The 16,481-nt window shown below is 68.0% G+C and carries 14 protein-coding genes and 1 tRNA gene; 6 read left to right on the plus strand and 9 right to left on the minus strand.

Translation table 11 applies throughout. From position 1 onward, the window contains the following. Window positions 1–130: 130 nt before the first annotated feature. The 4 genes from FHW79_RS08585 to FHW79_RS08600 form a co-directional block, all read right to left on the minus strand. Complete coding sequence (locus tag FHW79_RS08585) at window positions 131–583, minus strand: hypothetical protein (protein ID WP_183178526.1); 453 nt, start codon at window positions 581–583, stop codon at window positions 131–133. A 155-nt stretch (window positions 584–738) separates the two neighbouring features. Beyond that, window positions 739–1,365, minus strand: coding sequence for a calcium-binding protein (locus tag FHW79_RS33235; RefSeq protein WP_183178527.1), 627 nt, complete (start codon window positions 1,363–1,365; stop codon window positions 739–741). A gap of 256 nt (window positions 1,366–1,621) precedes the next feature. Further along, the gene (locus FHW79_RS08595; RefSeq protein WP_183178528.1) at window positions 1,622–1,810 is read right to left on the minus strand and encodes a hypothetical protein; all 189 of its coding nucleotides are present in this window, start codon (window positions 1,808–1,810) and stop codon (window positions 1,622–1,624) included. A 41-nt stretch (window positions 1,811–1,851) separates the two neighbouring features. Then, a complete protein-coding gene (locus FHW79_RS08600) occupies window positions 1,852–2,004 on the minus strand; it encodes an entericidin A/B family lipoprotein (protein ID WP_137141072.1) in 153 nt (50 codons plus the stop codon). A 194-nt stretch (window positions 2,005–2,198) separates the two neighbouring features. On the opposite strand from FHW79_RS08600, the gene FHW79_RS08605 reads away from it, so the two are divergent. The 6 genes from FHW79_RS08605 to FHW79_RS08630 all read left to right on the plus strand — a co-directional run bounded on the left by FHW79_RS08605 (window position 2,199) and on the right by FHW79_RS08630 (window position 9,425). Next, window positions 2,199–3,578, plus strand: a complete 1,380-nt coding sequence (locus FHW79_RS08605; protein ID WP_183178529.1) for an MATE family efflux transporter — start codon at window positions 2,199–2,201, stop codon at window positions 3,576–3,578. Window positions 3,579–3,777: 199 nt separating this feature from the next. Beyond that, the gene (gene gyrA / locus FHW79_RS08610; RefSeq protein ID WP_183178530.1) at window positions 3,778–6,600 is read left to right on the plus strand and encodes a DNA gyrase subunit A; all 2,823 of its coding nucleotides are present in this window, start codon (window positions 3,778–3,780) and stop codon (window positions 6,598–6,600) included. A 21-nt stretch (window positions 6,601–6,621) separates the two neighbouring features. Then, a complete protein-coding gene (gene coaD / locus FHW79_RS08615) occupies window positions 6,622–7,170 on the plus strand; it encodes a pantetheine-phosphate adenylyltransferase (protein ID WP_183178531.1) in 549 nt (182 codons plus the stop codon). Window positions 7,171–7,291: 121 nt separating this feature from the next. Further along, window positions 7,292–7,367: transfer RNA gene (locus FHW79_RS08620), tRNA-Lys, on the plus strand. Between the two features lie 218 nt (window positions 7,368–7,585). Further along, on the plus strand, window positions 7,586–8,410 hold the full coding sequence (locus FHW79_RS08625; RefSeq protein WP_183178532.1) for a DUF3618 domain-containing protein: 825 nt from the start codon (window positions 7,586–7,588) through the stop codon (window positions 8,408–8,410). Window positions 8,411–8,420: 10 nt separating this feature from the next. After that, complete coding sequence (locus tag FHW79_RS08630; RefSeq protein WP_183178533.1) at window positions 8,421–9,425, plus strand: YihY/virulence factor BrkB family protein; 1,005 nt, start codon at window positions 8,421–8,423, stop codon at window positions 9,423–9,425. A 13-nt stretch (window positions 9,426–9,438) separates the two neighbouring features. Here FHW79_RS08630 and FHW79_RS08635 read toward each other — a convergent pair whose 3' ends face one another. The 5 genes from FHW79_RS08635 to FHW79_RS08655 all read right to left on the minus strand — a co-directional run bounded on the left by FHW79_RS08635 (window position 9,439) and on the right by FHW79_RS08655 (window position 16,354). Beyond that, the gene (locus tag FHW79_RS08635; protein WP_183178534.1) at window positions 9,439–10,392 is read right to left on the minus strand and encodes a heparan-alpha-glucosaminide N-acetyltransferase; all 954 of its coding nucleotides are present in this window, start codon (window positions 10,390–10,392) and stop codon (window positions 9,439–9,441) included. A gap of 47 nt (window positions 10,393–10,439) precedes the next feature. After that, window positions 10,440–11,390 carry a histidine kinase dimerization/phosphoacceptor domain -containing protein gene (locus FHW79_RS08640; RefSeq protein ID WP_183178535.1) on the minus strand — a complete coding sequence of 317 codons (951 nt, stop codon included), beginning with the start codon at window positions 11,388–11,390 and terminating at the stop codon, window positions 10,440–10,442. Window positions 11,391–11,606: 216 nt separating this feature from the next. After that, on the minus strand, window positions 11,607–13,532 hold the full coding sequence (locus FHW79_RS08645) for a hypothetical protein (RefSeq protein WP_348984091.1): 1,926 nt from the start codon (window positions 13,530–13,532) through the stop codon (window positions 11,607–11,609). Window positions 13,533–13,881: 349 nt separating this feature from the next. After that, entirely contained in the window at window positions 13,882–15,747 is a 1,866-nt protein-coding gene (gene ilvD, locus FHW79_RS08650; protein WP_183178537.1) for a dihydroxy-acid dehydratase, read from the minus strand. A 181-nt stretch (window positions 15,748–15,928) separates the two neighbouring features. After that, window positions 15,929–16,354, minus strand: coding sequence for a DUF2934 domain-containing protein (locus tag FHW79_RS08655; protein ID WP_183178538.1), 426 nt, complete (start codon window positions 16,352–16,354; stop codon window positions 15,929–15,931). Window positions 16,355–16,481: the final 127 nt, after the last annotated feature.

Below are 16,481 nucleotides of genomic sequence, written 5' to 3' on the forward strand. Positions count from 1 at the left end.
CGCGTGTCGCCAAACAGCTCCGGGAATATGTAACGTTATATCATAACGTTTAAAAGACGAAAGGATGCCTGCCGGCCAGACCTTGCGGCCCCGTCATGGGGTGCCTCGCATGGTCTGGCCGAAGGAGGAATCAGCGCGGGGCGGTGGCGCGGTTCCAGTTGGTGGCGTCCGCCGGATTGCCGGGCAGGGGAGCCAGGGCCGGAGCCATCGCGGCGGGCGTGGCGAACAGGGCGTCGAACTGGTCCGCGCTCATGCCGGTGAGGACGAGCGCCTGCCGTTCTTCCGAATAGCGCAACTGCCCGGAGTCCAGCGTCACGTGACGCCTCACCGGATGGACCGGCGCGCCGCTCGCCACCACGAGTTGGACCGGCTCGCGGGCCGGGGTGAGGACGACATCCTCCACCGCACCCAGGATGCGGTTCTCGGGAATCGACTGCACCGTTAGCCCGACCAGTTCCAAGGGGGACATTTGCGCCATGGGCCGTTGCGTGGCGCCGGTCTCCGCGCAGGCGGCGAGCGCCGCCAGGGCACCGACGGCCAGCAGGCGGCCGGCGGGGCGGGGGGTGAAGAGTCGATGATTCATGCGTGGCTCCTCCGTCGCGTGGGCAAGGCTATAACGCGGCAGCGGAGCGGAGGAGCCATGGACTGGAACGGAAAAGGGCGCGGCCAGCCGCGGCCACGCCCCTTGCGCCATCGGGCCCTTATGCCCGCGGTACTTCCATCAGGTGGAAATGCCGGTCAGGTGAAGACATAATCGCGGCCGGACACCAGCCCAACCGAGTCCACGGTCAGCGACGAGCCGTCCCGGAAGCCGAAGGCGGTGCTGGTGGCGGTGGTGGAGACGGTCAGGTCGGCGGCGGAAAAGCCGCGGAACTCGATGCGGTCAATCCCCGCTTCGAAATAGCTGATGTCGTCGGTGCCGAAGCCGCCCGGCGCCACGTCGAAGCGGAAGATGTCCGTCGCGCCGTCGCGGTAGCTGACCATATGGTCGTTGCCGGCGCCGGGCAGGAAGATGTCGGAGCCATCGTCACGCAACGTGTCAATCAGCCAGTCGTCACCGGTTCCACCGACCAGCGTGTCGTCGCCGCGGCCGCCCTTGACCGTGTCGTTGCCCGAACCGCCGTCCAGCCAGTCGTTGCCGGCCCCGCCGAACAGCTGGTCGTTGCCCTGGCGCCCGTACATGCGGTCGTTGCCCGGATCGCCGGCGTAGGGATCGCCCAGCCAGTCGTTCCCAAGCCCTCCATCCAGAAGATCGTTGCCGAGACCCCCGGAGAGCGAGTCATTCCCTCCATTGCCATAGACCGTGTCGGCGGAGTCGGTGCCGAGGTAGCGTTCGGCGGCGTTGGTTCCCGAAAACCTGGCCATGGTTGCCTCTCCTCAATGATTAACAAATCGTTAACATCAAGGTGGGAAGAGAGAAAGGTAAAAAAACACTTAACGCATCGGCGCCGATTTTTGCCACGGTCCCTTGTGTCTTGTTGCCCTTGTGTTTCGGTGTTGTTTCCAGATTCGAATCTTCGATTTCCAATGCAGCGGCCATTGGAAAGGAAAAAGGCCGGCGCCTCGTGGCACCGGCCTTTCTTGAAACGGCTTGTTGCGGACGAACGCCGTGTCCGGCGCCTTACGCCTGGGTCGGCGACGGCATGCCGGGAACCGGCTGGTCCGCCGGGGGCGGCATCTCCGGAGGGGTGTCGGGATTCTCAGGCACCGGGTAGGGGTCCGGCGTGGTCGGACGATCCGGCTGCGGAGTGTTCGGGTTGCTCGGCGGCGGCACCTCAGCGGGGCGCTTCGGATTCATGGGATCGCTCATGCGGGCGTCTCTCTCGTGGTTGAAAAGCGTGTTGGGGCGCGTCACTCGGCGGCGCGTTCGACGGCCCGGCCGCCGGCCTGGACATCCTGCCCGGCCCCTTCGATCGTGTTGCAGCCGACAAGCAGCGCGGCGAAGGTCAGGACGAAGCTGGCAAGGGCGATCTGGCGGACGGGGAACGGCATGGCGCGGCTCATGATCCCGAACTCCTCAATGGATGCTGTTGCTTCGTCAACGCGCCGCCGCGCGCGTTGGTTCCGGCCCATTCGGCGGATTTGCAACAGGGCGGAAGGACAATAAGCCGCCACTTGACGTGGTACGCCGCACGGTCAAGATGGCCGGTTCCGCCACCGGCGGTGACAACCGTACACAAGCGACCGATACCTCGATCATGCCTGACCACGCGATTCCCGCCCCTCTCCTGGCCGACCGTCTGCGCTCCCATGCGGGCGAACTGCTGCGGCTGGCCGCCCCGGTCATCGTCTCGCGCGCCGGTCTGGTCGTCATGATGGCGGTGGATACCGCCATCGTCGGCCGCTACAGCGCGCAGGAACTGGCCTATTACGGGTTGGCCCACCTGCCGGCCAACCTGCTGGTCACCACCGGCGTGGGGCTGATGATGGGCGTGGTTGCGGTGACCGCCCATGCCCTTGGCGCCGGCCAGGACGCCGAGTGCGGGCGCATCTGGCGCCGGGCGATTCCCTACGCGCTGCTGCTCGGCATTCTCTTCGCCTTGGCCTCGCTGGCCGGAGAGCCCTTCTTCCGCCTGACCGGCCAGTCCGCGGATCTGGCGGCGGGCGGCGGGCAGGTGATGGCGGTGCTCGGCTACGGCATGCCGGGCATGATGCTGTATGTCGCGACCGGCTTCTTCCTGGAGGGGCTGAAAAGGCCCGTGCCCGGCATGGTGGCGATGATCCTCGGCAATCTCCTGAACGCGCTGCTCGCCTGGATGCTGGTCTGGGGGCATGGCGGCTTTCCGGCCCTGGGGGCGGTCGGCTCAGCCTGGGCGACCACGGCGGTGCGCTGGGGAATGGGGCTCGGTCTCGCCTTCTACGCCTGGCACATGAGCGACCACGCCCGCTGGGCGGTGCGCGACCCGGTCCGCGACTGGTGGAGCGGCAGCCGCAGGCAGCGCCATCTCGGCTACGCCGCCGGGGTCAGCCTGGGCGTGGAAAGCGGCGCCTTCGCCACCTTGGGCCTGTTCGCCGGGATGATCTCGCCGCTGGCGCTCGGCGCCTACACGGTCGGTCTGAACCTGACGGCGCTGCCTTTCATGGCCGCGGTCGGGCTGGCCTCGGCCACGGCGGTGCGGGTGGGGGTGGCCTATGGCCGGCGCGACCCGCTGGACATGGCGCTGGCCGGCTGGACGGGGCTGGCGGTGACCAGCCTGATCCTGGCCGGAGTCGGGGTGCTCTACCGCTGGATGCCGGAGCCGCTGGCGGCGATTTACAGCGCCGACCCCCAACTCATCGCCGCGGTGGCGCCGCTGATCGCCTTCACCGCCTGGGTCCTGGTGGCGGACGGCGGGCAGGTGGTCATGGCGAACGCGCTGCGCGGGCGCGGCGATGCCTGGGTGCCAACCGCGCTGCACTTCATCTCCTACGCGGTGGTGATGATTCCGGTGTCGGCCTTGCTCGCCTTCGGGTTGGACCGCGGCGCGCGTGGTCTTTTTGAGGGAATTTTGATCGCCAGTGTGGTATCCGTGACCATCCTTTCGCTGCGCTTCGCGCTGTTGAGCCGCCCTCGTCCCGCAAAGGCCGGAGGCCATTGACCTGCAAAGGCCAGAAATCGTGGGATTGCCGGAGCGTTGTGAGCACATGCGAAAGCTGATAGGAATTCTTATATTACATGCAGCGGCCCGAAGGGCCGTGCGGACGTGCCCCGTTGAACCTTAAGTGTTGACCTTGAGCGTTGAACAGCAAGCGTTGAACACCGAGCATCGCCGCAGCCCGTAGAATGAGTTTGTCTCCTTGAGCACGACGCCCCTTCCTCCCGCCTCCGACATCGCGCCGGTCACCATCGAAGATGAGATGCGCCGGTCCTATCTCGATTACGCAATGAGCGTGATCGTGAGCCGCGCTCTGCCCGACGTCCGCGACGGGCTGAAGCCGGTGCACCGCCGCATCCTGTACGCGATGAAGGAGGGCGGGTACGACTCGACCAAGCCCTACAAGAAGTCGGCGCGCATCGTCGGCGACGTGATGGGTAAATACCACCCGCACGGCGACAGCGCGATCTACGACGCCATGGTCCGCATGGCGCAGGACTTCTCGATGCGCCTGCCGCTGATCGACGGGCAGGGCAACTTCGGTTCGATGGACGGCGACCCGGCGGCGGCCATGCGCTACACCGAGGCGCGGCTGGCCAAGGCGGCCGAGGCGCTGCTCGACGACATCGACAAGGACACCGTCGATTTCCAGGCCAACTACGACGATTCGGGCAAGGAGCCCACGGTCGTCCCGGCGCGTTTCCCGAACCTGCTGGTCAACGGCGCCGGCGGCATCGCCGTCGGCATGGCGACCAACATCCCCACCCACAATCTGAGTGAGGTGGTGGACGCCTGCTGCGCCTACATCGACAACAACGACGTCACCGACGAAGAGCTGATGGAGTTCGTGCCGGGTCCGGATTTCCCGACGGGCGGCATGATCCTCGGCCGGTCGGGCGTCCGGTCGGCCCTGATGACCGGGCGCGGTTCCGTCATCATCCGCGCCAAAACCGAGATCGAGGAGATCCGCAAGGATCGCTTCGCCATCGTGGCGACGGAGATCCCGTATCAGGTCAACAAGTCCAAGCTGATGGAGCGCATCGGCGAGGTGGTCAACGACAAGACCATCGAGGGCATCGCCGACCTGCGCGACGAATCGGACCGCGACGGCGTCCGCGTTGTGATCGAGCTGAAGCGCGACGCCATGGCCGACGTGGTGCTGGCCCAGCTCTTCCGCCACACCCAGTTGCAGACGTCCTTCGGCGTCAACATGCTGGCGCTGAACGGCGGCCGGCCGGAGTTGATGAACCTGCGGCAGATCATCGTCGCCTTCATCCGATTCCGCGAGCAGGTCATCACCCGGCGCACCGAGTTCCTGCTGGGCAAGGCGCGCGAGCGCGCCCACACCTTGGTCGGTCTGGCCGTCGCCGTCGCCAACCTCGACGCCATGATCGCGCTGATCCGCAGCGCCCCGGACCCCGTCTGGGCGCGCGAGCAGATGATGGAGCGCGAGTGGCCGGCGATGGACGTCGCCCCGCTGATCGCCCTGATCGACGAGCCGGGCCGCGGCGTGTCGGAGAACGGCACCTACCGGCTGTCGGAGGAGCAGGCCCGCGCCATCCTCGACCTGCGCCTGCACCGCCTGACCGGGCTGGAGCGCGACCGGATCGGCGCCGAGTTGAAGGACGTCACCGACCAGATCGCCGATTACCTGGAGACTCTGGCCAACCGCGCGAAGCTGCTGGGCATCCTCCGCGACGAGCTGGTGGAGATGAAGGAGCGGTTCGGCACCCCGCGCCGCACCGAGATCCAGGAGCTGGAGTTCGAGGCCGACATCGAGGACCTGATCCAGCGCGAGGACATGGTCGTCACGGTCAGCCAGTCCGGCTACGTGAAGCGCGTGCCGCTGTCCACCTACCGCGCGCAAAAGCGCGGCGGCAAGGGGCGGTCGGGCATGTCGATGAAGGCGGAGGACGCGGTCAGCGACCTGTTCGTCGCCAACACCCACACGCCGCTCCTGCTGTTCTCGTCGCGCGGCATGGTCTACAAGCTGAAGGTCTACCGCCTGCCGCTGGGCAACCCGCAGGCGCGCGGCAAGGCCTTCGTGAACCTGTTGCCGCTGATCGATGGCGAGACCATCACCACGGTCCTGCCGCTGCCCGAGGACGAGGCTGTGTGGGCGGACCTGCACGTCGTCTTCGCCACGTCGAAGGGCAACGTGCGGCGTAACCGCCTCTCGGACTTCGCCAACATCCGCTCCAACGGCCTGATCGCCATGAAGCTGGAGGAGGAGGGCGAGCGTCTGATCGCCGTCCGCACCTGCTCCGAGGCCGACGACGTCCTGCTGGCCACCGGCGGCGGCAAGTGTATCCGCTTCGAGGTCGCCGATGTGCGCGTCTTCGCCGGCCGCACCTCGACCGGCGTGCGCGGCATCCGTCTGGCCGACGGCGACGAGGTCATTTCGATGACCACCCTCCACCATGTCGACGCCTCGCCTGAGGAGCGCGCCGCCTTCCTGAAGCGCAAGCGCGAGGAAGGCGTGGACATGGAGGGCGAAGCGGCGCCGGAGGCCGACGAGGTTCCGACCGAGGCCGTGACGCTCAGCCCCGAGCGTTACGAGGAGCTGAAGGGCCTGGAGCAGTATGTGCTGACCGTGACCGAGCGCGGCTACGGCAAGCGGACGTCGTCCTACGAGTACCGGGTGACCGGCCGCGGCGGCCAGGGCATCTGGAACATGGAGATGGGTGACCGCAACGGCTCCATCGTCGCGGCCTTCCCGGTTGAGGCCACGCATCAGGTGATGATGGTGACCAACGGCGGACAGGTCATCCGCATGCCGATCCACGACGTGCGAATCGCGGGCCGCAAGACGCTGGGCGTCACACTGTTCCGCGTCGGTGCGGACGAGCGTGTGGTGTCCGTTGCGTCCATCGCTGAGGACGAGGACACCAACGGGAACGGGACCAATGGCAACGGCGGCGATTCGAACGGCGCCGATCCAAACGGCGACAGGACGGCCTCCGTGGACGACACGGCTGGGAACGGGGCCGGCCCCGGCGACACGCCCGGTGACACCATCGAATAAGAAGAGGCGGAAGGTACTCCCATGGCCAAGCGCCGCATCGGTGTCTATCCCGGCACCTTCGACCCGATCACCAACGGGCACATGGACATCATCCAGCGGGCGTCGCGCCTCGTCGATCACCTGATCGTCGGCGTCGCCCGCAACGCCGGCAAGGGTCCGCTTTTTTCGACGGACGAGCGGGTGGCGATGGTGCGGGAGGACGTGACCGCCCTTAACAACGCCGGGGCGAGCATCGAGGTACGGGCCTTCGACACGCTGCTGATGCATTTCGCGGTGGAGGTGAACGCCACCGTGATCATCCGCGGTCTGCGGGCGGTCTCCGACTTCGAGTACGAGTTCCAGATGGCGGGCATGAACGCCCGCCTGAACCCGAAAATCGAGACCATGTTCCTGATGGCCTCGGAGAAGAGCCAGTTCATTTCCTCCCGCTTCGTCAAGGAGATCGGGCGTCTGGGCGGCGACATCCGCGGCTTCGTCAGCGCCCGCGTGGCCGAGCATCTGGCTGAGCGCTTCGCCCTGGAGGCCGGCAACGGCGACGCCAGCAAGCAGGTGCAGACCCTCAAACAATGATGGCGGCGGGACTGTGGCGGAGGGCGAAATTTCTGTGCGCTCCGCCCACCCCACTGTTGACCGGGGCGCCCCCGCCCCCTATGTTGCGCCCCGCATCGGCAACAGGCCGCATGCTTTTTGTGATCCGGTAGCTCAGTCGGTAGAGCACGTGACTTTTAATCATGTGGCCGTGGGTTCGAATCCCACCCGGATCACCATTCCCCTCAATGGGTTGACGGTCTTAAGGACCGTCCGTTCAGACCCTTCCGGCAAACTCGTCCGTAACGGTTTGCAAGGGATGGGGTACCGCTCCCGGTTGCCGGCTGTTTAAAAAGATCGGACGGGCGATCCCTCGTGTCACCCCGGCAGCGAGCCGGAACCTTCCGCCAACCTGCGGTGTTGCTTGGCGGCAGCGTTAAGAGGGGGAGTCGCCGGCATGAACCGAGCCACCGATCCGTATGCCGACACCATGGGCGGCGTCGCGGCGGGCACAACAGCAAACGCAACACCGGCCTCCGCCGCCTCGGCATCGCCAGGCGGGCGGCGCGGGACGGATGAGATCGAGCAGGACATCCACGCCATCCGCGGCCGTATGGACGCGGTTCTCGACGAGATCGAGTTCCGCCTTTCACCCGGCCAGGTGTCCGGGGGTGTCATCGAGGTGGTGCGGGACGTGGTGGAGGGCAACCCGTCGCGCATGGCCCGTGCCATCCGTTCCAACCCCTGGCCGCTGGCCGTGATGGCGGCGGGCGCCTTGTGGTTCGCCTGGACCGTGTCGCGCACGCCGGAGGTCGAGCCGACCGCTTCGGGAGCCGCCGCGGGTCGGGTGGCCGACGGGACGATCCAGGATGTGCTGAGCGTTCTGGTCGCCGCGTGCCGCCAGGGGGCCGCCGGCTTCCGTCAAGCCGACATGGTTCTGGATGATCCCGACCTAAGGGCGCGGCTGACCCAGGTCGCCAGCCAGTTCGACCGGAGCGCCGCCGCCCTGGAGGCGGAACTGGTGCGCCGCGGCGGTGGCCGCGATTTGCAGACGCCCGTCCACGCGGTCTGGCGTGACCTGGACACCGAACTGGGCGGTGCGCGGACGCGCGGCGGGCTGCTCCGCGGGCTGGAAAGCGGCGTGGAAGGCACGCTGGGCCTGTTCCGGAACAGCCTGCACGATGACCTGCCCGAGGAACTGACGGTGATCGTCGGCGCCCATTTCCACGAGATCGAGACGGTGCGCCACCGTGTCGGCGCTTTGCGCGAAGCGGTCGCGTGAGGGAGGAGGCATGCTGGGGCTGAGCCGTCGCCACCGCAACGAGTATCCGCGTGTCGAAACGGGGCGGGGACGGTCGGCGGCCCGGCCGTCCGACATTCCCAAGGCGGGCTGGAAAGACATCCTCTGGCGCACCTGGGAGGAGCAGGGGAAGGACAACATCTCCATCGTGGCGGCGGGGGTGGCCTACTACGCCCTGTTCGCCATCTTCCCGGCCATTGCCGCGCTGGTGTCGATCTACGGCCTCGTCTTCGACCCGGCGGGGGTAGAGCAGCAGGTCAACCAACTGGCCGGGCTGCTGCCGCCTGAGGCGCTGAACGTGCTGCGGGATCAAGCGCGCAACGTGGCGTCGGCGCCGCAGGAGGGGCTGGGCTTCGGCGTCCTGTTCGGCCTCGCTTTGACGCTGTGGAGCGCGTCGCGCGGCACCAATTCCCTGCTCACCGCGCTGAACATCGCTTATGGTGAGGAGGAGCGGCGCAGCTTCATCTGGCTTGCCGGCCTGTCGTTGGTGCTGACGCTGGCTGGGCTGGTGTTCGTGATCATGACCCTGGCGATGATCGTGGCGGTGCCCGCGGCCATCAACTTCCTCGGCCTGCGTGACACGCCCATCGGCTGGGCCGCCAGCCTCGCGCGCTGGCCCATTCTGGCGGTGGCGATCGTGCTGGCGCTCGCCGTGCTTTACCGTTACGGGCCGGACCGGCGACAGCCGAAATGGCGTTGGGTCACCTGGGGGTCGTCCATTGCCACGGCGCTGTGGATCATCGCGTCGGCCGGCTTCTCGGTCTACGTCTCGAACTTCGGCAGCTACAACCAGACCTACGGATCGGTCGGGGCGGGCGTGGTTCTGTTGCTGTGGTTCAACCTGACCTCCTATGTGATCCTGATGGGGGCGGAGCTGAACGCGGAGATCGAGCACCAGACGGCCCGCGACACCACGGAGGAGGACGGGCGTGGCCCGAAGCCGATGGGGCACCGGGACGCCTATGTCGCCGACACAGTTGGGAAGCGCCGGGCGTAGCGTGTCCTTCGCCTCAGCGGCTGCCGCAGCTTTGGATAACGCCGTCGACCTTGTGTGCACTGTCCGCGCTCAACCGATCGTGGATGAAGTCTGACCACAGGCCCGCCCGGTTCAGATCGTCGGACACGCAGCGGCAGGTGGCGGTGCAATGCGCCACCTCCCCGCCGCCGGCGATGCAGGTTGCGACGCAGGACGTCTGGAAGCTGCGGACGTCCGCCGGGTCGGCGCCGATCCCCATCGCCACCGCCGACAACAGGCCGAACAGTATGGGTTGGTGCAGCAGATAGACCGCCAGACTGTGCCGCCCGGCCCAGGCGAACCCGCGCCCGACCGCACCGCCCGGAGTCCTCGCCGGGCCTGGACGCCACAGCCGCCCCAGCGCCATCCCGAACAGGAAGCCGCCGAACCAGGGGAAGAGCGGGACATAGTCGTTCGATTCCGGCTCGAAGCTCATCAGCCCGATCCAGCGCAGCCAAGGCTCGTCGAACAGCGGCAGGGCGACCGTCCTGCCGATCGCAATCACCGCCACGCCGAGCAGCAGAAGCGCCGGCCAGGGAAGGCGCAGCAGAGCGAGGCCGAGCAGGCTCGCCACCGCCATGTGGTGCAGCACGCCGAAAAAGATCGGGCTGTCCGGGAACATGACCATGGAGACCGCCGACACGCCGCCCGCGGCCAGGACCAGCAGGGCGAAACGCCGCAGGAAGCGCCTCCGGTCGATCCCTCCCGCCGCCGCCAGGGTGAGGCTGAGGCCCGACAGCATCAGAAAGCTGCCGAGGATACCGGTGCGTGCGGCCAGCCAGAGGGGATCGCCGAACAGGTCGAAATCGGCCAGCCCCAGATAGGTCAGGTCCCAGGAACCGTGATAGACGGCCATGGCAAGCAGGGCCATGCCGCGCGCCATGTCGATGACGCCGACGCGATGCGCCGCCGTGGTCGCCGGTGCGGATGAAGGGGTGAGCATAGGCATGGGCGCGACTTTTGCCGGAACGGCATGCCGCTGTCCACCGCTGCCCGTCAGGAGGCCAGGGTCTGCGAAAGGACCAGCCGGGCCGTTGTTCCCTGTCCGCGTGATCCGGTCATGCTGAAGGTTCCGCCAATCTGGGCGGCCAGCGAGTTGACGATCTTCAGGCCGAGACTGGACGGGCGTGTCAGGCTGAAGCCATCCGGAAGGCCCGCCCCATCGTCGTGCACCGTCAGCACCAGTTCCCCTTCGTCGGCGCGCAGATCCACGCCGATCCGTCCGGCCTCGCCGTTGGGAAAGCCGTGCTCCAGGGCGTTGCTGACCAGCTCGGCGAGGATCAGGGCCAGCGGGATCAGAGTGTCCGGCGGCAGGTCGGACTCGGCGGCCCTGACCGTGCAATCAATCCGTTCGGCCCCGGAGGTCTTGAGAATGTCTTCGCACAGCTCACGCAGGAACGGCTCCATGTCCATCGGGCCGTCATGGGGAGCGTGAAGCCTGCGGTGCAGGCGGCCCAGAGTGGACAGCCGCCCGGCGGCCTCCTCCAGCGCGCGACGGGCTTCGGGATCCTTGACCTTGGACTTCTGGATCGCGATGAGCGAGGAGGCGAGCTGAAGGTTGTTCGAAACGCGGTGCTGAAGCTCGCTGAACATCACCTGGGTCTGTTGCGTCAGGCGGGCGCTGCGGTTGCGTTCCTCCGCCAGCCGTTCCAGCGCCACGTTCATGATGTGGATCACCGCGATGTCCACCGCCACGACCAGCCCGAAGAAGCCAAGCGCCAGGGCGCTGCCGGGCGTCAGGTCAAGCGATTGGTTGGGGCCGAGGAAGAAGTACCAGGAGGCCAGCCCGCTCAGCAGCGCCGTCAGGATGCCCGGCCACAGACCGGCCAGGAAGGTGGTGACGATGACCGCCGGGAAGAAGGTCAGGAACGGGAACCCCGCCGGCAGCCGGTCGTCCAGGGCGAGACGCGCCATCAGGGCGACGGCGAAGGTCGCCAGCGCGAACATGATTCCCAAACCCCTGTGCCCGCGCAACCGGGAGAGCTGGGCAAGAGTCATCGGCGACAGTCGTCCGTTTCGAAAGCAGGGAACGGACGATGCCGTCCGCGGGAAAGAGCGTCTACGATATGGAGATTCGTATGCGAACGCACCGTGTTTTATGCGGGTGCTTGACAAATTAACTTCGATCTTCGTGGCGTTCGTCCAGCGCTTGGGTCTGGGAGGTCATAGGCACGTCACCACCTTGCGCACTTCCCCGCATTGGATCTGCAACGGCGCCATCGAGCGTCGCGTTGCGATGCGGTTGGCGGCTTCCACGGATTGCCGGGCCGCGGTGAAGTCCCCCTGCGCCGCCAACCCGCGGGCGAGCGCGAGCCGTGCCCAGGCCTCGTCGCCCGATTGTCCGGCGGCCGCGGCTTTCTCGGCGGCGTCACGGGCGTTGCGGACGGCGTCCTCCACTTGGCCGGAGAGCAACGCGGCTTCGGCGATCCAGATCAGGATTTGCGGCTCGTGGCGGCGGACGCCGAGCATCCGCGCATGCTCCCGGCTGCCGAGCAGCAGGGATGCCCCGTCGTTGAGTGTTCCGGTGCGGACCAGCGCGTAGCCCAGCGCACCGAGGACAAGTGGCTGACAGGCGTGCAGGCGGATCATCTCGGTGACCGCGACGGCCCGCTTCAGGGGCTCCACCGCCACCGCGTAGCGCTGCCCGGTCAGCGCGGCCCAGCCGAGATGCAGACAGGCCAGAGCGTGGGACGCCGCGTGTCCGCTGTCCTCCGCCATGGCGAGCGCGGCTTGGGCGAGCCGCATCGCCGCCTCCGGATCGCCCAGCTCCGCCCGGCAGCGCGCGCGGTGCGCGGCGATGCAGACCGGCGCCAAGGCGGTCGGGCCGCGAAGGCGGCGTGTTTCCCCCTGGGCCGCCAGTTCGCCGGCGGCGCGCAGGACGGTATCGGCGTGGCGGAATCGGCCCTCCTCGGCCAAGCCGCGGCCCAGCTTGATGAGCGTCTGCACCTGTTGGTCGGGGCTTTCGGCTTCCCGCCAGAGTCTCAGGGCCCACAGCCCGGTGCGGCGGGCTTCCGGCAGGTTGCCGGCGGCCCAGCGCTGGGCCGCCAGCAGCGACAGGGCGCGTGCGGCGCGCAGCCGGTCGCCGCAGCCTGCGGCAAGCGCGCGAGCGCTTTCCGCCGCCTTCACCGCGCCGCCGCCCTGTGGCGGCTGGGTGCGGGCCAGCGCGGTCCACAGATCGATCCGGCGTTGCTCGTGCCGCCGGGTTTTGGGCAATTGGTCCAGCGCGGCCAGCGCGCTCCTGTAATGGCGGGCGGCGTCGGCAAGACGGCAGTCCGCCTCTGCCCGTCGTCCGGCGTGCCGTGCGCTGGCGCAGGCCAGCGCCCAATCGCCGGCCAACGGGGCGTGGTGGGCCATCCACTCGATCCGTTCCGGCCGCCGGTCGCGGCGCAGTGCGTTCAGCAAGACGGCGTGCGGCGTGGGATCGCCCTCGTCAACGCCGCCGGTGTCGTCCTGCTTTCCATTCGGCTCCGTCGGGACGATGCACCGCGCCGTGCCGGGGGGGACCCAAGCGTCTGGCCGGTCACACGGCACGGGAGAGCGGATGGCCAGCAGGCACAGCCGCGCGTCTTTGACGGCGTGGCTGAGCCCTTCGAGGAGCGGCACCGTCAAACCGCGCGCCCATTGGACGTTTTCCACCACGATCAGGATGGGACGTTCGTAGCACAGGTCGAGGAGGGCGGCGGCCAGTCCCTCAACCAGGAATGCCGCCTTCTGCGCGCCGTCCAGGCCAAGCCAGAGCGGTTGGAGCGACGGCAGGCCGAACAAGCCGCGCATCGCCTCTCCGGCCAATTCGCCGCCACCGCGTTCGGCGGCCAGCACGATGTCCCGACGGGCTTCGGCGGAAGGGCCGCCAGCCAAACCCAGCAGGCTGATGGCCACCGCTTCGAGATCGTCGGGCCCACCCAGCGGCGGCAGCAGGGATTGCGGCCAACGGAGGACGCCGAACCCGGCGGCAGCGGGGCTGTGGACAAGCGCACCGATCAGGCGCTGGGCGTCGTCGTCCGCCAAGGCCAGCGAAAGGATGGAGCCGATTCCCTCTTCGGCCCGGTGCAGAGCCTCTGCGAGATCGGCCAGAGCGCGCTGGAACACGGCACCATCGGGTGGCGCCCGGGTACCATCCTGAGCGACGGACCACGGCTGTGCCATCGGTTTCCCCGTGGTGTTGAACTTTCGGAACGCTCATCCCGTTCCGGCATGCCGGAGCTTGCGGAAAGACAATGACAGATTTCGCGATGGATGGCCTGCGCTTCCTTTGGCGATGCGGCAGAAGGATCGGAGACATACTGCCGCATGCGTCGCGGGCGCCTGCCGCGCCCAGAAAGAGAAACGGCACCGCGCATTGCCGCGGTGCCGTCCATTGCTCCAAGTTGCAGTAGCAGCACTGCCGAAAGTCTTAACCGGAAGGTTTGGTTCCTTCCTTCGCGCCTTCGGCGTGGCGTCAGCGCTTCACGGCGATGCCCTCGACCTGAGACACGTCGCGGACCGCGCCGCGGTCGGCGCTGGTGGTCAGGGCGGCGTAGGCGCGCAGCGCCGGCGAGACGACGCGGTTGCGGTTGGCCGGCTTCCAGGCGTCGGCGCCCTTGGCGTTCTCGGCGTCGCGGCGGTTCCGCAACTCCTTTTCGGACAAGGCGAGGTTGATTTTGCGGTTGGGGATGTCGATCTCGATCCGGTCGCCGTCCCGGACAAGACCGATGGCACCGCCCTGCGCCGCTTCCGGCGACGCGTGGCCGATCGACAGGCCCGAGGTGCCGCCGGAGAAGCGCCCGTCGGTGACCAGGGCGCAGGCCTTGCCCAGCCCTTTCGACTTCAGGTAGCTGGTCGGGTAGAGCATCTCCTGCATGCCGGGACCGCCGCGCGGGCCTTCGTAGCGGATGACCACCACGTCGCCCGCCTTCACCGTGTCGCCCAGGATGGCCTCGACCGCCGCGTCCTGGCTTTCGAAGACGCGGGCCGGGCCGGCGAAGACGAGGTTGGAGGCGTCGACCCCCGCCGTCTTCACGATGCAGCCCTTTTCGGCGATGTTGCCGAACAGCACGGCGAGGCCGCCGTCCTTGCTGAAGGCGCTGTCGACGGAGCGGATGACACCCTTGTCGCGGTCGAGGTCCAGTTCCGGCCAGCGCTTCTCCTGGCTGAAGGCGATGGTGGTCGGGATGCCGCCGGGGGCGGCCTTGAACATGGTGTGCACGCCCTCGTCCTGGGTGCGCTTGACGTCCCAGCGGTCCAGCGCATCGCCCAGCGTCTTGGCGTGGACGGTCGCGACATCGCGGTTCAGCAGCCCGCCGCGGTCGAGTTCGCCCAGGATGCCGAAGATGCCGCCGGCCTTGTGCACGTCCTCGATGTGGACGTCGGACACCGCCGGGGCGACCTTGCAGACGTTGGGCACGCGGCGCGACAGCCGGTCGATGTCGGCCATGGTGAAGGGCACCTGGCCCTCCTGCGCGGCGGCCAGCAGGTGCAGCACCGTGTTGGTGGAACCGCCCATGGCGATGTCGAGCGTCATGGCGTTCTCGAACGCCTCGAAGGTGGCGATGCCGCGGGGTAGGGCGGTGGCGTCCTCCTCCTGGTACCAGCGGCGGCACAGCTCCACCGCCATGCGGCCGGCGGCCAGGAACAGCTCCTTGCGGTCGGCGTGGGTCGCCAGGATGGTGCCGTTGCCGGGCAGCGAGAGGCCCAGCGCCTCGGTCAGGCAGTTCATCGAATTGGCGGTGAACATGCCGGAGCAGGAACCGCAGGTCGGGCAGGACCCGCGCTCCATCACCGCCGCCTCCTCGTCGGTCACCGTCGGGTCGGCGGCGGCGACCATGGCGTCGATCAGGTCGACGGCCTTGGTCTTGCCGCGCCAGTTGACCTTGCCGGCCTCCATCGGGCCGCCCGACACGAAGACCGCCGGGATGTTCAGCCGCATGGCCGCCATCAGCATGCCGGGGGTGATCTTGTCGCAGTTGGAGATGCAGACCAGCGCGTCGGCGCAATGTGCGTTCGCCATGTACTCCACGGCGTCGGCGATCAGCTCGCGCGAAGGCAGGCTGTAGAGCATGCCGTCGTGGCCCATGGCGATGCCGTCGTCCACGGCGATGGTGTTGAACTCCTTGGCGACGCCGCCGGCCTTCTCGATCTCGCGGGCGACGAGCTGACCCAAATCCTTCAGGTGGACGTGCCCCGGCACGAACTGCGTGAAGGAGTTGGCGATCGCGATGATCGGCTTGCCGAAATCGCCGTCCTTCATGCCCGTCGCGCGCCACAGGCCGCGGGCGCCCGCCATGTTGCGGCCGTGCGTGGAAGTGCGGGAGCGATAATGCGGCATGTCTCTACCTCAGGGATCGAACATTGCGTGCGGATGCGCAGGGGCAGCAACACTAGCAATCCCGAAGGGCGGAAACCAGACCTCTCGTTCCCTTTCGAGCCCCATTTTCCGCCAGACAGGGCATAGGAGGTCTGCGGAGGAAGGGAAGGGGAAACGCCCCCGCCCCGTCAGCCGCGCCCCATCAGCCGCTTGAGGCGTCCCGGCGCGATGCCTTGCCCGGTTTTCCGCTGGCGGCACCGCCGCGGGAGATCTGGCCGCCGGTTTTGGTGGTGCCGGTTTGCTCCGTCCGTCCGGCTGCGACGGCCGACAGGTTTTCGGCCGCCGCCCGCGTGCCGGCGCCCCCGGCGGCTTTAGGAGTGGCTTTGGGTTTCGCGGAGGTCGGCTTCGCGTCGGTCGCCTTGGTGGAACGCCGTTTCGGCGCGGCGTCCGGTGCGCTGCTTTCCGTTTCCGCGCTTTGCCGCTCGGCTCGGATCTCGTCATCGACCTCGGCTTCGGCCTGCGCCCAGTGCTCGTCGTGCCGGCCTTCGGGGCGGCCGTCCCGTTCCCAGATGTCGTGAGCACGGCGACGCACGCGTTCGGCCCGATCCTGTTCCGGCTTTTGGGTCATGGGGCTGCCTCCTCCTGCTCATGGCGGGTCACGGACCGGGCGGGTTATGGGCCGGCCTGCCCGTCACAACGCAGGAGAGCGTCGGTGGTTTCAAATCATCCGAAACGGCGGACCAAATGGCGTGCGA

Origin of the sequence: Azospirillum sp. OGB3, assembly GCF_014192915.1 — a bacterium.
Classification (GTDB): Bacteria; Pseudomonadota; Alphaproteobacteria; order Azospirillales; family Azospirillaceae; genus Azospirillum.

Bases quoted from the DNA above. Each gene is read 5' to 3' on its own strand.
- FHW79_RS08595 (WP_183178528.1), bottom strand. From the start codon at position 1,810: ATGAGCGATCCCATGAATCCGAAGCGCCCCGCTGAGGTGCCGCCGCCG.
- coaD (WP_183178531.1), top strand. From the start codon at position 6,622: ATGGCCAAGCGCCGCATCGGTGTCTATCCCGGCACCTTCGACCCGATC.
- FHW79_RS08635 (WP_183178534.1), bottom strand. From the start codon at position 10,392: ATGCCTATGCTCACCCCTTCATCCGCACCGGCGACCACGGCGGCGCAT.
- FHW79_RS08655 (WP_183178538.1), bottom strand. From the start codon at position 16,354: ATGACCCAAAAGCCGGAACAGGATCGGGCCGAACGCGTGCGTCGCCGT.
- FHW79_RS08600 (WP_137141072.1), bottom strand. From the start codon at position 2,004: ATGAGCCGCGCCATGCCGTTCCCCGTCCGCCAGATCGCCCTTGCCAGC.
- FHW79_RS08625 (WP_183178532.1), top strand. From the start codon at position 7,586: ATGAACCGAGCCACCGATCCGTATGCCGACACCATGGGCGGCGTCGCG.
- FHW79_RS33235 (WP_183178527.1), bottom strand. From the start codon at position 1,365: ATGGCCAGGTTTTCGGGAACCAACGCCGCCGAACGCTACCTCGGCACC.
- FHW79_RS08585 (WP_183178526.1), bottom strand. From the start codon at position 583: ATGAATCATCGACTCTTCACCCCCCGCCCCGCCGGCCGCCTGCTGGCC.
- ilvD (WP_183178537.1), bottom strand. From the start codon at position 15,747: ATGCCGCATTATCGCTCCCGCACTTCCACGCACGGCCGCAACATGGCG.
- FHW79_RS08630 (WP_183178533.1), top strand. From the start codon at position 8,421: ATGCTGGGGCTGAGCCGTCGCCACCGCAACGAGTATCCGCGTGTCGAA.
- FHW79_RS08640 (WP_183178535.1), bottom strand. From the start codon at position 11,390: ATGTTCGCGCTGGCGACCTTCGCCGTCGCCCTGATGGCGCGTCTCGCC.
- FHW79_RS08605 (WP_183178529.1), top strand. From the start codon at position 2,199: ATGCCTGACCACGCGATTCCCGCCCCTCTCCTGGCCGACCGTCTGCGC.